Annotated in this window: 10 protein-coding genes; 5 read left to right on the plus strand and 5 right to left on the minus strand. The window is 39.4% G+C overall.

The window, feature by feature from the left end; all coding sequences use genetic code 11:
- Window positions 1–416: 416 nt before the first annotated feature.
- Window positions 417–944, plus strand: a complete 528-nt coding sequence (locus tag R3E32_00335) for a hypothetical protein (GenBank protein ID MEZ4883148.1) — start codon at window positions 417–419, stop codon at window positions 942–944.
- A gap of 236 nt (window positions 945–1180) precedes the next feature.
- Here the strand turns inward: R3E32_00335 and R3E32_00340 are convergent, their stop codons facing one another.
- Window positions 1181–2680, minus strand: coding sequence for an ISNCY family transposase (locus R3E32_00340; protein ID MEZ4883149.1), 1500 nt, complete (start codon window positions 2678–2680; stop codon window positions 1181–1183).
- 282 nt (window positions 2681–2962) lie between these two features.
- On the opposite strand from R3E32_00340, the gene R3E32_00345 reads away from it, so the two are divergent.
- Window positions 2963–3559 carry a hypothetical protein gene (locus R3E32_00345; protein ID MEZ4883150.1) on the plus strand — a complete coding sequence of 199 codons (597 nt, stop codon included), beginning with the start codon at window positions 2963–2965 and terminating at the stop codon, window positions 3557–3559.
- Between the two features lie 57 nt (window positions 3560–3616).
- Window positions 3617–4567, plus strand: coding sequence for a mechanosensitive ion channel (locus R3E32_00350; GenBank protein ID MEZ4883151.1), 951 nt, complete (start codon window positions 3617–3619; stop codon window positions 4565–4567).
- Between the two features lie 211 nt (window positions 4568–4778).
- Here R3E32_00350 and R3E32_00355 read toward each other — a convergent pair whose 3' ends face one another.
- Window positions 4779–5777 carry an NAD-dependent epimerase/dehydratase family protein gene (locus R3E32_00355; protein MEZ4883152.1) on the minus strand — a complete coding sequence of 333 codons (999 nt, stop codon included), beginning with the start codon at window positions 5775–5777 and terminating at the stop codon, window positions 4779–4781.
- A gap of 23 nt (window positions 5778–5800) precedes the next feature.
- On the opposite strand from R3E32_00355, the gene arfB reads away from it, so the two are divergent.
- On the plus strand, window positions 5801–6214 hold the full coding sequence (gene arfB / locus R3E32_00360; protein MEZ4883153.1) for an alternative ribosome rescue aminoacyl-tRNA hydrolase ArfB: 414 nt from the start codon (window positions 5801–5803) through the stop codon (window positions 6212–6214).
- A 61-nt stretch (window positions 6215–6275) separates the two neighbouring features.
- Entirely contained in the window at window positions 6276–7706 is a 1431-nt protein-coding gene (locus R3E32_00365; protein ID MEZ4883154.1) for a hypothetical protein, read from the plus strand.
- On the opposite strand, the gene R3E32_00370 is transcribed toward R3E32_00365, so the two are convergent.
- The 3 genes from R3E32_00370 to R3E32_00380 form a co-directional block, all read right to left on the minus strand.
- Window positions 7707–14702: a PKD domain-containing protein gene (locus R3E32_00370; GenBank protein ID MEZ4883155.1), complete on the minus strand. Its 6996-nt coding sequence runs from the start codon at window positions 14700–14702 to the stop codon at window positions 7707–7709.
- A gap of 23 nt (window positions 14703–14725) precedes the next feature.
- The gene (locus tag R3E32_00375; protein MEZ4883156.1) at window positions 14726–15181 is read right to left on the minus strand and encodes a DinB family protein; all 456 of its coding nucleotides are present in this window, start codon (window positions 15179–15181) and stop codon (window positions 14726–14728) included.
- A gap of 496 nt (window positions 15182–15677) precedes the next feature.
- Window positions 15678–17264 carry a SusD/RagB family nutrient-binding outer membrane lipoprotein gene (locus R3E32_00380; GenBank protein ID MEZ4883157.1) on the minus strand — a complete coding sequence of 529 codons (1587 nt, stop codon included), beginning with the start codon at window positions 17262–17264 and terminating at the stop codon, window positions 15678–15680.
- Window positions 17265–17329 lie beyond the last annotated feature (65 nt).

The following is a 17329-nucleotide window of genomic DNA, read 5'->3' on the forward strand; positions in this document are numbered from 1 at the left end:
AAATGAAAACCTGCTTAATTGATCAAGTTGCTCAGAATTTTTAATCTGAGCGTTAGTTTCCGACCATTCCTAAGTGGTGAGATATCAAATATTGAGTTCAAAATTCTATTGACTCATCTATAATATTGGCAATAGCAGACTTTTGAAGTTTAACTATAAAAAGAAAATTGGTGTTTTACCAAATACAAACTTCAAAAGTCTTGAGCCAACCTAAATAAATCCATAAAAATCAAAATCAAGCTCAAATAACTCACATTGAAGGGAGACCCTAAATCATTTTTTTCTGCGCCAACTAAACCTTACTTTTTAACCTAAAACCCTATAACATGAAACTTTTATTTGATAAAAAATTTGAAAGCAAATTGCTGAAAATTACAAAAATGATGTTGTTATGTTTGATTACAATATCATTTATAATGATTAGCCCGCTAAATGCCCAAAATATTGATGAAAAAGTCAACACTACGTTGAAGCCTCTGGTCTTAATCGGAGATAGAGTGGTGGTATTTGGAAAGTACTGTAACAATAGGTTTGACTACTGTGTTGCTTATCCCGAAAAAATATTTGAAACCGAACTTGAACCTACAAATGATGATGGTCGAATTTGGGTAAGTGAAGATGGTGACATGCACTTGACAGTTTATGGTGTGAATAGCTTGGACTGGTCACTACAAAATGAATACCACCGATGGAGAGAAGTGCTGCGTGCTAATAGCGAAGGTGAAGAATTAAATTTGAAAACCAGCATATTAGCCGACAACTACTTTGAATTAGCAGGAGTTGTAAATGGTGAATATTATTACCAAAAAACTTACTTGAATCAAGACAAAGAGCAGTTTATAACCCTAATATTTCGCTCTGAGATGGATCCTATCGAAAACAAGCAATTAAGAGAATTACAAGAAACAATTACTGAGTCTTTTATGCTACAATCGATGCCATAAAATTATTTAAACTAATGTTGTTATAGGTAATTAGTGCCTGAACGAAAACAGGCTTTTTTATTAAAAACAGATTAAAAAAAAACATCTATGAGAATGTTTTTTTGAGTTTTGAGGCAATTTCTTTCTAAATTACTGATATACATTGCATTGCGCTCATTTCGGAGCAGACAATCCCCTATGAAATACGTTAAAATCTTATTTATCAACAATTTATAAAGAAAAGCCTATTTTGAAACTCAAGAGGCTTTTTTGAGCTTTCGTTTTTTCGCTTTTTGCAGTTTCTTGGCTTTCGCTTTTTGCTGCTCCATGCACAATCTGCCCAATCGCTTTAAATTGTAAGCCAATACTCCCCATGCCACATATTTCTTGAAGCCATCCAAGCCCTTATCCGCTACTTTATCCAAACCACCCTGTTCCAATTCATTAATATTTGATTCTACTGCACTATGTTTACGCTTATAAGTTTTGTAGTTATCTGCCTGGTACGCCTCTTTCTCAGCAATAGTTGGTTTTCCTTTTTTAGGCATCACAACTATATCGAATATTTTTTCCATCGCTTCCTTATTTGATTTCAGCCAGAAACCTTTATCAAAACTAATACTATACAATTTGCACTTTTCTTTGAAGCGTTCCTGTAATTCCTTCCCTAATGGAATCACTAAATCCTTATCTTGTTCTTTTACAGCTACTTTGTGATAAACAATAAAGTGAAATTGGTCAGTTACAATCAACACATTATGCCCCAATTCTACATTTGGGTGCACCTTGCCCTTCTTCAACCACTCCGTTTCAGGTTCAAAAATGGAAAATACCTTTTCCGAATGAGGAATTTGTTCGCCTTGTAGAATACGTCTATCCACCAAATCGATATGTTTTTTTAACATATCTCGATAATATTTCAAGCTTTCTAACTTTGTTGCTAAGTGAGGTTTTGAATCAATTATTTCACTCAAAGCTTCTACTAAATCATTCACTTTCTTTAATAAAGGATAGGTTGCTGCCAAATACTCCTCTGTCGAATCTTGAAGGCGTTTTATATAATTATTACCTTTTCGTTTATGTATTCTTGCTGTAAGCGTATATAATCTTTTTATTTTTTTACGTATTGATTTATAATTACGTAATCCTGATATGTCTACTACGCTTTTTAACAGCTTTATAAAACCAATACATTTATGTACACAATCCCACAATAAACGGATATCGGTTGGAAAATGAATATGACGTTCTACTACAAACGAATCTGCTTTGAGATTCAACTCTAAAATTTTACCTTCCTTTTTTTTTAATTGATGACCTTCATTAACTATTATTTTATTGATTTCATTAAGGTTATCTTCAGTAAGTAAACCAACATTATCTTTAATTGTTTGCAAACAATAATGTTTTACATTCGGTAGATAACCTCTCGTTGCTACACCTAATATCCCTCGAAGTGAATGGTGATTATTCGATAAATCATGTAGATTATCATAATCTATATTTAAATTTAGACGGCAACAACCCAAAACAAATAATTCCCATAAACTCATTCCCAAACGACCCGTCGCTTTTTTTTCTGACAAAATAGCCTCAGATAAAACTTTCAGAACGGCTGTTCGAAGTGCTTCATTCGTGAAAATATGCTGTAATCCTGCTAATAGTTGAGGTAGCTCATGACGGCTTCGCATATCTATTTCTACCTCTCCAATAGGAATCGAATCCAATTGTAATTGTGCTTCAAATTCTTTACGCATCAGATAGTAATACTTTTTTACACGAATCTCATAGACAGACAAATCATCATTTGATTCGTAATTAACATTATACAAATATTGCAATTGCTAAGATAATAATTTCTACTATAAAATTCAAGCAAAAAAAGCTCTTTATTTTAATCAATATCAAATATTTGTGCCTTATCGTTCAAGCACTAATTAGTAGCAGATGTATATTCTGTACGCTGCTACTATTTTTTACCTTCTCTCTTATTACACTATGCTCCTTATTTTTATAACCTACCCCAAAAAAATTAAACAATGAATCAGCAAATAAATAAAACGAATGTTCCAAATACTTTAGCAGAAAAGATTGAAGATGCAATGGGCTTCCGGTCCAAAGTTCAATCTATATCTTTGGGAATCAAACTTGGCGTATTGACAGCTGCACTGACAGCACTGTACTTTTTCTTCTTCAAAATGGTTTCTTTTGACAACTATGTATTGGTGCATCTGAGCAAATTCTTTATCATAGGTGGTATAATGGCCATTGGATTCATATTATTTAAACCTCGAAAGGAACAACCTTCCTTTGCACAAGGAGTTAGGCTCGCAGGTACAATCACATTGGCTGCCGCAGTCAGCTTTTTATTACTACAAGTATTCCTTGCTTTGATTGGAAGTCCAGCTTATTTTGAACCTGAAATGTCCGGAAGAGCCATGGTAGAAGGAGCAGATAATAGCATGGTTGCTTATATGATGTTTGTTATTTCCTTACTTGAAGTAGTGATATATGGAATGATTGCAGGTATTGCCAGTATTTTGTATTTCACAAGTCCTCTCAAAACCTCAAAAAGGTCTTCTAATGTAAATGAAACGCAAGAGTCGTCTTACATTCAAGTGCCTACTGTTAAGTAATAGAAACAGCAACAACCTTTAACAACATTCAATAATAAAAAAGCGAAAGAGTAAAATATGTTCGAAAATATTGGAGTAAATATAAATGTAGTAATAGAAAAAATAAATTTATGGATAGAAACCTTTTTAGCGATGCTACCCAATTTTGTTGTAGCCATCATAGTTGTATTTGGTTTTTATCTATTGGCTAAACTCGCCCGCAATGTGGTAGGCCGCATACTCAGTAGAGTTTCTACCAACATCAGCGTCAGTAAATTAATCGCTACAATCGTATTTTTGGTAGTTTGCACAGCAGGATTGTTTGTGGCTTTGGGTATACTGAATTTAGACAAAACCGTAACTTCTTTACTCGCAGGTGCAGGTATTATAGGTTTAGCATTGAGTTTTGCTTTTCAAGATACTGCTACCAATTTTATATCAGGAATCATCATGGCCTTTCGTAAAACCTTGAAAGTAGGTGATTTGGTGGAGGTGGAAGGTACTTTTGGTACAGTAGAACGCATCAATTTGAGGGCAACAATTATTAGAACACCTCAAGGGCCAAGCGTGATGATTCCCAACAAAGAATTGTTACAAGGGCCTCTGAAAAACTACAATTCCCAATCTACTAGACGGGTAGATATTGAAGTGGGTGTAGGTTATGAATCTGATTTACAAAAAGTAGAAGATGTGACCATTGCTGCAATAGAAAGTTTGGATTTAGTGCGAAAAGATACGACTGTGGAACTGTTCTACAAAGAATTTGGAGGCAGTTCGATAAATTTTGTAGTCCGTTTTTGGATTGATTTTTACAAACAAGGCCAATTTTTGAAGGCTCAAAGTGAGGCCATCAAAAAAATCAAAAGTGTGTATGATGAAAACGACTTTAATATTCCATTTCCAATTCGAACATTGGATTTTGGTTTGGCAAAGAAACAGTTACCCAAGGAGTTTTTTCATGCAAACAAAAAATCAAAAAACGGAATTGATTCTCGTCAAAATTTCAAATCTAAAAATGTAAATGTATGACAAAATGAAAAAGGCGTTTTTGTGATAGAATAATATAGGGTAAGTAAAAAAAATAGGGTAATATAACCAGTATCTTTTGTAGGTGCTGGTTATTTTTTTATGTATTAAAATGCACTAACAAAAGGGCAGTAAACTCTCGTTTACTGCCCTTTTGAGAATGTGGAAATAGTTGATTACTAACCATCACATCCAATGAAAAATCGGGATTTCACTATCGCTCAACCAGAATATCCATCAATTCTTGTTCTCGTTCGACACTTATTCCATACTTTGGCAATGGCCATCCCAAACTTTCGTAGTAGTCGGCTGTTTTTTTGAAAGAAGTTTCTATGTCATCCCATTGAAGTTGGAAGTCTGTGGTGATTTTTTCGTTGTCGACCATCAACATATCTTGACTTGTCCAAAAAGAAATCCCTGCCCATTGATTTACTTTTTGGTTTTGCAGCCAATCTGCATCTGTATTGATCCACTCAGGTTCTTTTCCCAAAGCCTTCGCCATTGCATACACGATGTCTTTCAAGGACAAAACAGGATGTGTTGTGACATTGTAAATCCCAGAGTGATTCTCTACTTCAATGGCTGCAATGATACTCTCGACCAAATCATCTACAAAAGTAAACGAAAGTTGGGTTTTGCCACCTTCAGGAAGCAATATTTTGTCTTGATTTTGAATGCGATAGAGCCAATAATAGTGACGGTCAAAGGGATCATATTTGCCATAAACCACGGATGGGCGCAAAATAATGGAGTCCAATTCAGGCGTATTGAGCAATACTTCTTCACAGGCAACCTTTTTTGGACCATAGTTTTGACCAGTGATGTCTTCGGCAGTTTTGTCTTCTTCGGTATAGGTTTTTAATTTTGTAGTTTCTGTAATGACTTGATTTTGGCAAGCCTCATCGTCATAAACCGATATCGTAGAAACATAAATATAGCGTTTTGCCTTGTCTTTCAGTATGTCCACTGCTTTTTGAAGTGGGTAAGGGTGGTAACTCGACACATCAATCACCACATCCCAATCCCCCTCTTTGAGCTGATTGATGTCCTCAGTTCTCCGATTTCCCAATATTTTTTTCACATTGGGGAACAAATTGGGCATACTTTTACCTCTATTGAATAGCGTTAGTTCATACTGTCCATTTTCGAGCAGTAGTTCTACCAATCGGCGGCCAATAAACTGAGTGCCTCCAAATATGAGTATTTTTTTCATGCTAAATTTTAATTTTATTCCAAATGATCTCAATAGATTTAACCCCTGAATTGTCCTTCAAAAATGTTCGCAGCAGCGGCAAAGGGGGACAACACGTCAACAAGGTTTCGACAAAGGTAGAACTAAATTTTGATGTGGTGAACTCCGAACTTTTAACCCAAGCACAAAAGCAACTTTTGCTAAGTCGACTACAAAATCGCATCAGCAAAGAAGGCATTTTTCGGCTGACTGTACAAGATGAACGTTCTGCCATAAGAAATCAAAGTATAGCACTCGAACGCTTTGAAGAAATAATCAAAGAGGCCTTGACCCTTCGCAAAAAAAGAAAACGCCGATTGCCTTCAAAAGCATATCATGCAAATCGTTTGAAAAATAAAAAGATACATTCCGAGAAAAAACAAAGTAGAAATACCAATTGGCGAAAAAACTTGGATTGAAGAATATTTTTTTTACTTTTATCTTTCAATGTCAACATATCAACTTTTATAAATTACCAATATGAACTTATCCGATACTGTCAAAAAAGTTTTTGCAGAGAGAAAAATCACGAGCTTGAAGGCATTTTACAATGAAGTCAAGCGATTGAGCAAAAAACGACCTGATGAAGAAGAAATTGAAGAGGCTATTGATGAATATTTGGCAGAGGATTTAGTGACAGATATAGCTGTAGATTGGGACAAAAGAAGCATTATTTACAGAGAAAATTTGTTCAATGATACTGAGTTCAAAATCAGCCTAACAGACATCGAAATAGAAGAAGGAAGAATGTATGTAGGACATCGCTTTATGCCCTTTATCCATCCCGAAATTCCTCTTTCGGACATTCAATTGCAAGATGAAGACGGGAATCCTTTTACTCTCCTAAAAGTAGAAGTAGCCGTAAGTGAAATGTATATGTTTGTTTCGCTTTTGGCTCCTTATAGTGCCAACATTCCAAAAATAAAAGGTCAAGATACTGCCATCATAGAGGCTTACGATTTGTGTGATTGGTTGAAAGAGAACGATTTCAAAGAAAAAGATGCTTTAAGAATTGTTCCTGTGGATTACCAAAAACATATTTTTCGATTGGAGAAAGTAACTTCTCGCGAATTGGCAACACAAACTTTCGTTATCCAAAACAAAGACAATCAACTCACTGAAGCTATTGAAGATATCCTCAATTGGTATGCCGAACCCATGCCTGTTGATATGTGTTTGTTTCGGGCCTATGCCATCTCTAAGCCCGATTTGGTGAAAGAACCAGGCACAGCTTTTGGTCCTTTTATAAGTCAACACGAAGATTTTACTTTTCACAATTTCGCCAATTTCGCCTTCATCCATTACAACAACTTCGAAGAAATTATGATGGAAGAAGCACTGATGGAAAATATGGAACAGTTTCCAATTGAAGCGGGTCAATCAAAAGAAATTGACGGTATTTTTGCAGAAATGGGCAATAGTTTTTCAGAACTATTTATTGTGGGACATGCTGTTCAACAACTGCATAAAAATCAGGCCATAGACAAAGAAGAAATCCTTTCGATTATCTTCAAAAACAACCAACCTTTTGCCAATTCCAAACAAGCTAAGAATTTCAATAAAGCCTTTGACCAATTGATAAAAAAATTGGAAAAAGAATGGGCTACCCAGCGGCTTGCACTGCCTTTGCAGCGTTTGCTCACCAAAACGCTGGATTTGAAAATTACGATTGTGAATGGATTGCGAGAAATTGATGCCAATTTGGTGAATATGGAAGATTTGGACATGAAAGCCTTGACCCAACTGACCAGTTTCGACACACTAGGAGAACAGATTCTACACTTTATGTTTCAAGTCGAAGATGAAAATCAACGACTTACGCCCGAATTTGCAACGACCATGCTTCCCAACGTTGAGCAGATGAAAACAAACTTTGAAGAAGGATTAGAATACATATTGAGTCAGTTGTAATCACCGAACCACTACCTTCTGCAAACCCGTAAAATCACCCGTTTGCAGCTTCAAATAATACAAACCACTCGGCAACTCATTGCAGTGAATGATTTGCCGATTTCCTTCAAATCGAATCTTTCTAAGAGATTGACCCAGAGCATTGTAGAGTGTCACTTCAATGGGTTGCAATGTGCTTTTGTTTACTTCAATGGTCAAATCCGCATCCACAGGATTGGGGTAAATTCGTAGCCAATCGGGGAGGAGTTGATTGGCTTCAATACCCACCTTCAATTCCACTACAATTTCCTTTTGAAGCGTATCCAAGCAGTCATTCGTACTTTGTGTAACCAATTGAATCGTATAAATTCCTATTGTATCGTATTGAAAAACAGGATTGTCTGTTGTAATGACCGTTCCCTCTCCAAAACTCCAGAGCGAGGTTATTGCTCCAATGCTTTGATTGACCACTTCAAAATCAGTGTGGTGAAAAACCGTATCAGGAGTTTCAAAATCGGCAATTGTGAAATCCACCACCAAATCGAAACGCAAAGTATCGGCTGCAAATTCATGCGCCGCAACCAATTCAATGAAATATTTATTGGGCAAAGCGTAAATATGTTGTGGATTTTTGTCCATTGAAGTCGTACCATCCCCAAAATTCCAGTGCCATTCTGTTGCGTTTTCACTGCTCAAATTCTGAAACTGAACCGCACCACTACAAACTTTCTGCAAATCCACTTCAAAATTCGCCTGTGGACGTTCATACACCACAAGCGTAGCAGGAACAATGGTCAAAGGACGCACAGGATCATCTGCAAACACTTCAATATCTTGATGGTACGTTCCAACCGATAAATGACTCGTATCGAACCATACTTCAACCGTTTCCAAATTATTCACCCCTACACCAGTTTCGTTTTGAGAAACATTGAGCCAAGCCGTATCAAAGGTTTTGAGTTGAACCTCATGCGCTTGTGAAATCGTTATACCCGTATTCACTTCCTCCGAATTGACCAACATGACCTCCAATTTCCCTTCCTCCAAACCGTTTGAAATATCCGACCAAGCCAAAGACAAACTATCCCTTACGTTGTATATCGTATCAGCATTGAATTCTCCCAACCTCGCTTTCCATTCTCCATTCAAATACACATCCGCATATTCATTCGGCTTGTTGTAATCACCAAACATTTTGAACTTCAATTGCAGAGAATCGGCAGGCACCAAGTTTTCAAAAACATGAACAGTCGTGTCTGCAATTTTGTAGAAATCTTTGACAACCAAACTGTCAAATCGTGTGAAAGTGGTGTTTTGGGCTTCAAAAAGCAATTCATTAACGCCTGTATTGCTGACCGAAAGTTCCCTTGTTGTTTGTTCACCCACCTCCAAAGCTACCCACAAAGAATCAGGTGTCACCGAAATTTTGGGCGCACCAACCGCAGTTCCCAAAAGCGAAACCGTTTTTATTCCGACATTGCTTTGAATTTCCAAATCTGCTGCAAAAGAACTGATTGAAGTAGGTGAAAAAGCAACTGAGCCTTGATAAGTCGTTTTGGGTGGCAAAACAAGGATGGTAGTATCTACTTCAAAAACAGGGTTTTGGGTACTGATATTGCCGATAAAAAGCGTATCTGTTCCAGCATTGAAAATTTCATAAGATTTTGTAAGACTGCTGTTTGCCCGAATCGTACCGAAATCTATGTTTGAAGCTGATAACTCCATTGCAGCCGCACCAATCACCTCCAATCTTGTAGGAATCAAGTAATTAGATTCATCCGATTCATTGGTTTTTATTTGCAGTGGAAATTCGTAAATGCCACTATTCAAGTTGCTTGCATCAAAAAGCACTTCAATATCCGCAATTTCATTTGCGGCAATCGTTTGATTTTCTTCCACAAGCGACAACCATTCAATGCCATGAGCAATCAACTGTACGCTGTGTTTGTTGGTTCGATCTGCCCGTGGCTCTACTTCTGGACTGTTTTCCAACTCCACTATTAGCTGTCCATCTGCCAACAAATGACGGTAAATTGGAGGGTATAAGGTGATAATATGTGTTTCATCGTCAGGAGATTCCATATTATTGTCCAAAACAGACTGAATACCTTCCCCCTCTATTCGCAGCCAAACTTTCTCGGTGGTTTTGTCAAAATCACCATTGAGGGTAATCTTCAATTGAAGGAAATCTTCGGCTATTACCCCTTCAAAAACATGCTCCGTTTTTTGTCCTACTTCTTCAAAAATCACCGTACTTTCAGCAGATTCTTTTTGCACACCTGACTCACAATACAAATCACCCATTCCTGTATTTTGAATAGGAATTTTTTGAATACTTTGGTTGCCTGCATCAATGGTGACTTTGAGTGTGTCCAAAGAAAGAACTGCTTTTGGAGGAGCTTGAATGTGAATGGTTTTGGTGGTCGTATCAGATTGGAAGCAAGTTTGGCTAATCAACTGGACTTCATAAGTGCCTTCTGCTTCAAATAGATGCGTTGGATGTTTTTCAGTCGTTGTTGTCCCATCTCCAAAATCCCAATGGTAGGTTTGTCCTCCTCGGCTTTTATTGGTGAAAAGCACAGGCGTATGATGCCGCACATTGTTGAAGGGAAAACTAAAATCGGCGAAAGGCGCAATGAATATATTTTTGCTGGTTGAATCACAATCGCCATTTTTACAAACCGTCAAAGAAACGGTGTAATCGCCATTTTGGGGAAAAGTATGGGTCGGATGTTGTTCGGTTGAAGTTGTGCCATCTCCAAAATCCCAAGTCCAAGTATCAAGATGATTGATGCTTTTGTCTTGAAACTCTATTTCCCCATTGCAGGATACCGCACTTGCTTGTTTGAAATTTGCTTGTGGATGCGCCAATACTTCCAGCGTACAGAAAACGGTTTGAGGAGAATTGTCTGTTTCGTTGGTCAATATTTGCAGTTCATTGAAGTAAGTACCTTCCCATAAATCACTGGCATCAAAGGTGATTTGAACATCTTTATTTGCTGTTCCTTCTACGACTCCATTACTTACCGCCGTTTTCAGCCATTTGGCATGGTCTGTCACCAACCGAATTTTGTAATAATCTTCACCTCCTTCTTCCAAATTTACCTGATTCGATTTTCCGACTTGAATCTTCAATTGTTGGTCTTCCAACCATTTTTCTACATTTGCACCATCTATATCAAATGTAAAAACCTCCGTAATGTCCGTTCCATTCGGCGCACTTTGATTGTTGTCTCCAACCTGCAAAAGTGGACTATCCTCTATCTTAACCCACAAAAATTCGTCAGATGCATCAAAGTCACCATTGATAGTGACCTCTAATTGGAACTTTTGTAGAGGATGTACTTGCTCAAACACATATTCGTCAATTCCTAAATTGGTATAATATTTTTCAACCACTATATCTTGCTCAAATGCTTTCGTTTTGGTGCCAAAATACAAATCTCCTGCTCCTACATTGGACAAATGGATTGTCTGATTGCTGCTGTTGCCTGCCACCAAAGTAAGGTGAATATTTTGTGGACTGACTTCAAGATTAGGTTTGGACTGAACATTGATTTGTTTTTGAAGAGTATCGGCGGCAAAGCAGTTTTTTGCCGTTAATATGACTTCATAATCACCACTTTCTGTGTAAACATGGGCGGGACTTTTGAGTGAGGAACTCTTGCCATCACCAAAATCCCAATGCCATTGATTGGCTACTATGCTCTGATTGTTGAAGGAAATGGGTACTTCTAAGGGGGGATTTGAAGGGTTCCATAGGAAGGCTGCTGTTGGGTTTTCTGCTTTTGGAACCGAAAAATAGAATATTTCAAAACCTTGATTGATGGTACTTGGGCTGCTGCGAAAATGAAGGGTTATCGCTCCGCTTTCCGCCCATATCGTGTCTTTGGGAAAGGATGTGCCTGATTGACTGAGCAATAAGGGCGCATCTGTGTCGGTTCCATCATAAATTAACAGTACATCGTCTTGGATTTCGGTGTTAAAAGTTTGGATGACAAATCCCAAACGCTCGGAGGCAGGAGGCGAAACGACCAAAATGCCATTTGCATTGTTGCTATAATAGCTGTTTGCTCCTGCATGGTCGTAAATCACTCCTTGACAATTGTTTACTGTGGTTTTGCCGCTTTGAGGGACTCTTGCTTGGTAGCAGTTATCGGATTCTTTGTTGATTTTAATGAAAGCATTTTGCTTCAAAGTATCACAACCAAAATCATTGCAGGCAATCAATTGTACGTCATATTTGCCATTTTTTTGATAGGTATGTACAGGATTGGCTTCTTGTGAAGTGTTGCCATCTCCAAAATCCCAAAACCACTCCATGGCTTGGTATAGGCATGATTCTGTGAAACTTACCTGTCCTTGGCAAATGAAAACATTGTTGGATGTAAAGGATGCAAGAGGTTTTCGGTTGGTGTTGTGGCAAGCCCAAACGGCTTCAAACCCTGGAAAAGTGCGTTCTTCTGTGCTGGTAGGACCATCCGAAGCATCGAAGTACAAATGAAGGGCATTTCCTTTTGAAACTATGGTTGCTCCATCTTCGGGGAATCGGCTTCCAAAATAGTAACCAATCAAGGAAGCATTTTGGCTATTTCCATCATAGATGTACAGTTCGTGGTTGTTGCTAAGGTCAAATTGCTTGAAATCCAATGTGATGTGATCGGCTTCTGCTACTTCAATGGTGACTTGGCTTTTTTTGTTTCGGGTATAATCACCCGACTTACCGCCATCGTCGTAAAATGTGCCTTTGCAGTCGTTTAAGTTTTGTTGTTCTATTGGATTGAAAATGATTTCATTACAGTAGGGAGATTCTGCTTCAATGTGTATCCATTTTTCTTTGGTCAAAGTGTCCTGATCTCCATTGCAGGATGTGGTGATTAACTGAACGGTATATTCTCCTGAACTTTGATAGGTATGTGTTGGGTTGATTTCCAAACTGTTAGTTCCATCGCCAAAATCCCATTGGTAGCTGTTGGCGTAAATGCTATGGTTCAAAAAGTGAACTGTTGCTTCTTGACTGCTGCAAAAATCGGTTTCATCGGCTTCAAATCTTGCTTCGACCTTCAATTCGGATTCTCCTACACCGACTGCATACCAAGCATTTGCGACTTGCTGTACTTCGGCAGAACAGTCTCCGAATAGATCCATTGCTGCACGAATAGAAAAGAATCGGGCATCGGCATAGGTGGCTGGTGGAGTGAGGTAAACGGTTAAATTTCGGTAGGCAATGGCTATTGCAGCTTCTAACCCAATGCCTTCCACTTCATACGCATGGTCGAAATCGTTGATTCCTGTTCCTCCATTGACCAACAGATAGAACCAGTGTGTTTGGACATTGCTGCGGTTGTGTGTTTCGATTTTGTTCCAATATTCACCATTGTAGGTGTCGGGAGCTTCGAGTGTTTTGGGCGCAATGGCTGAACGAATGGCATCTGTTTCACCTAAGGCTACTTCTTCCCCTAACAAAAAATTGGCGGTTGAAGGTTTTGCATAATGCTCTACTGCAATGGCAAATATATCGCTGAAAGATTCATTCAATGCGCCTGATTCTCTTGCATTGATTAGATTGGCGGTATAATCGGTGATGGCGTGGGTAAATTCATGGGCACATATATCGAGAGAGGTCATGGCACTGCGTCGCTCGTTGTCGCCATCTCCATAGGTCAAGTGTTCGCCATCCCAAAAGGCATTGGCATACACATCGCTGAATATAGGTCTTAGGTAGTGAACATAACTTCTGATGGCGATACCATTTCCATCGAAACTTTTGCGTCCGAATGTTTCTAAAAAGTAGTCATAAGTGCGCTCGGTTGCCCAGTGTACATCAGTTGCTACTTCGTCTTGTTGTGCATTGAAGTTGTCCCAGTAGTTGTCTTCGTCTTCAAATATGGTGGCGTTGGCAAATAGATTGTTTTGGTGCATGTTGTAGGTGAAGATGTTGCGGGCAGTTTCTTGGAGGAGGTAGGTGCTGTTTTGTTGGTCGGTGGTGATGGTTTGGATGCCGCTGTATTTGGTGATAGCGATGGCGGGGGTGTCTGATTTGGGGATTGAACACGGAGGCACGGAGGCACAGAGGGTGTTTATTGGGGATGAACACGGAGGCACGGAGGCACAGAGGGTGTTTATTGGGGATGAACACGGAGGGACGGAGGCACAGAGGGTGTTTATTGGGGATGAACACGGAGACACGGAGGCACAGAGAGGTTTGCTTACTGGGCTTGAAATGGAACGCAGAGACGGGGAGACGGAGAGGGAATTTGTGCTATTAGGGGCGTAAAAGCGAAAACTTTGGCAATGGTCAAGGACTTTGCCAACAGTTGAAGCGGTGGAGGGGTTTTTTGATGGAGGAGAATGTAGCGTACAGAGTTGGTTTTGAGTGGCGATGACTTCACCTGTTTTTGCGTCGACATAAATCCATTGTCGTTGAAGGGGTTCAAGCGCATAGATGTCTATTTTGTAGGCGAGGTGAAAATCTTGGGTTTTGAAGTCGAGATTCGTTGGTACAATGACCAATTTGGGAGTGGGTAAATAGGATTTGGCTTTGTCTTGGTGGAGGTGTTTTCGGTGTTCGTTTTCGGCTTCAATTTCCCAACGATAGACTGTTGCGCCTACATATTGGATGGCAGTATTCAATGCTTCTTTTGGTGTAATGGTGGCTTGTTTGTCAATATTTTTTGTGTCGAAAAGGCTGCCATTGTAGGCGGTGATGTTTTTTTGGGGATCGCTGTGGCTGATGAGCACTGAACCTTCAATGGGGATGCCCGCTTGGGCGACTTGGTAGCGTTGGTGGGTGAATCCAAGATGGTCTGTTTCTGATTGCAGGGCTCGTAGTTCGATTTCATTTTCCAATTTTAAATGACTCTTCAACCAAGTTTCAAAATGGATGGCTTGTACTTTGGTCGTTGTTGGGTCGATTGGTTGGTACAACAAATTACCCGTGTTTGTTTGTGCTTTTGCAGTAAAAGGACGCAAGGGCAAAAGGATAAACAATATCAGAAAAGATAATATTGGACGCATGGTTAGAATGTTTTGTGTTCTTTCTATAAAGCATGTTTGAGTGCCAATACATATCCAAAGTGCATGGCTTCGTGTAGGTTGTTGAACTCTATGGCCTCCTCCAAAGAGTGCAAGGTGATTCCGTAACTTGTAGGGTATTCATTGAAGTTTTTGAAGTTGCCTGCTGCAACATCTGATTTGGTTTCTTCAATGGTTTCTACCATTCGCTGCTTGATAAAAACCACTTCTTCGGCTTCTACCGCTTCGGTGGGTTTTGTTCCTTTTCGGTATTTGGCAATCATGGCGTTGTCCACTTTGCAAGCTACACCTGCAAGCGCGTAACACAGCAGTTGTTGGGTCACAAGGACATGCCCCATGTTCCAAATAAGGTTGTTGTTGAAGCCCATTGGGATGTGGTTCAATTGTTCCAAAGTCATATCTTTGACCGCATCCAATAGATTTTTTCTGGTTGCTTCGAGTAGTTTGAATTGTTTTTTCATTGATTTTTTTTAATACGAAAGACGAAAGATTTAGGTGAAATTACATTTAAAGATACAGTTTACTACAATTGGAACGAAAGTTTTTTTGACATTTATAAGGGCATAGCCCTGACTCTATATGTAGAAAAAATAGATAGAATGGAAGCGATTAGGAGCATAGCTTCGACACGGATTCTCTATGGTGTCGAGGCTATGCCCCTCATGAAAATCTATTACTCATTATTTCTACAAATAGAGTCGCAGCGATGCTGCTGAAAGATTGAATAATTTTTGTTCTACGGTATTTGCTTATAATCAAATAATTATTTCTTCCATATAGTGTTTCGTCAAATTTGAAATGATGGCACGGTCAAGTTTCCAAACTTGAGCGAAATTCTTGCTGCAAGTCTTCAGACTTGCAGGTAGTAAGGAGTGTGGACACTCCAAGCAAGAGCGTTGTTCAAGTGTGGACACTTGAACAGGCTACTCATTAAATCATTGTTGACTGAACACTAATTCACTCATTCCACCAAACCTTCACCTTCTCCGAATCTGCGCCCATTTTGGCTACTTGGTTTGCCCAGTTTTCGGGATTGTTTTGTGCTTCAGAAGGCGGGTAAGCAAATCGAAAATGCTCGGAAAATTCGCCTTCGTGTGGAGTCATTCGTGTGCGCCGCATCAGAGAATAGGCTTCCCACGGTTGGCGAAAAGCATCGAGCCATCGTTGTTGGTAGATGAGTTTCAGTTTGTTGTCATTGCCGAAAATGCTGATGTTGGGATGGTTGACCACGCCAAAAATTTGTCCGCTCGAAAGCGTTGGTCGTTTGTTTTCCCAAATTTGTGTGCCATTCACAAGGTTTTGCCACATATTGATAGAAGCCACAACGCCAAGCGTATAGGACGCATCTGCCTCCCCGTCGTTTGCCGCTACGCCCAAACCCCGTGCATAGACTTCTGCTTTGATGAAATGGACTTCGGCGGCAGTCAAAATCAATTGCGGAACCTGTTTTTCGTCCCGAATGAGGTAATAATTGAAGGGCGAATAAATGTTGGCAGTTCCCTTGACGGTATAGTTGTTGTCTCGGTGTTGTTGGTATGGAATTCCTCCAGAAGGTGCTGTGTCGCTGTTCGGAATTTGAGGATAAGCCGCCCACTCATTTGCATTGTTGGGTTCAAAGAAAATGTAGGCACGAGGGTCGTAAATGCCGCTGCCATCTGTTGCATTGCTTGTCGAAAAAGATTGCCAGATGTTGGATCCCATTCGCAGTTTTTTGTGCTCTCTAAAAGACCAATTGAGGCTCTCGTTCAGCCAGTTCTGACGTTCTGGCGACATCATCACATCTTCTCCCTCTTCAATAATGGGCAGGTTTCCTTCAATGATTTCGGCTAAAATCGGCTGTGCAAATGCTGGGTCTTTTTCGACCATTCGCAGGGCATGGCGCAAGCGCAGTGAATTGGCAAATTTTTTCCATCGCAGCATATCGCCAAAAAACAAATTGTCGAAATCTCCCAAACTTATGTATGCTTGACCAGAAGCCGTTTGAGGATTGGGAAGTGTGTTGAGGTGTTCATTGGCCCATTGAAGGTCTTGCAGCAAAGATTTGTAAATTTCTTCCTGTGTGTCAAATTTTGGACGTGCATATTGCAAACCTTCAAAGCCTTTTCCTGCATCAAAAAAAGGCATATCGCCAAATAAATCGGTGACTCGAAAGGTTTTGTAGGCGGTGAGGATTTTGAGCATGGAACGCACATTGTCTAATGCTTCTTCCTCTACTTCAAGGGCATTGAGGCGATTTTCTACGGTTCTGATATGCGCCAAACTTTTGTAGTACATCTCCCAAACTTCCTCTGTTCCAATCGAACTGTTTTGGAAACTCGCATCGGTCAAGGCTGCCAATTGGGTGATGCCATAGAGCATTTCGTTGTGTATGTAAAACTGCTCGTTCCAGCCTAATCGGGTCAAATCAACAACCGTATTGAAGACTGCCCCGACATCTGCTTGTGTTGGAAAAAACGGATTTTTGTTGAGTTCTTCAAAACCTTTTTCACAGGCGGGTAGGAGGAGGAAAAGGGGGATGCTTAGTAGGAGGAGAATTTTTTTCATACGATTTATTTATAGTCAAAAGTAGTTGTTTTTTGAAGTTTGTCCAAGTGTCTTTTGTGTCAGTT

The sequence above is a fragment of the Chitinophagales bacterium genome (genome assembly GCA_041392475.1).
Lineage (GTDB): Bacteria > Bacteroidota > Bacteroidia > Chitinophagales > UBA2359 > JAUHXA01.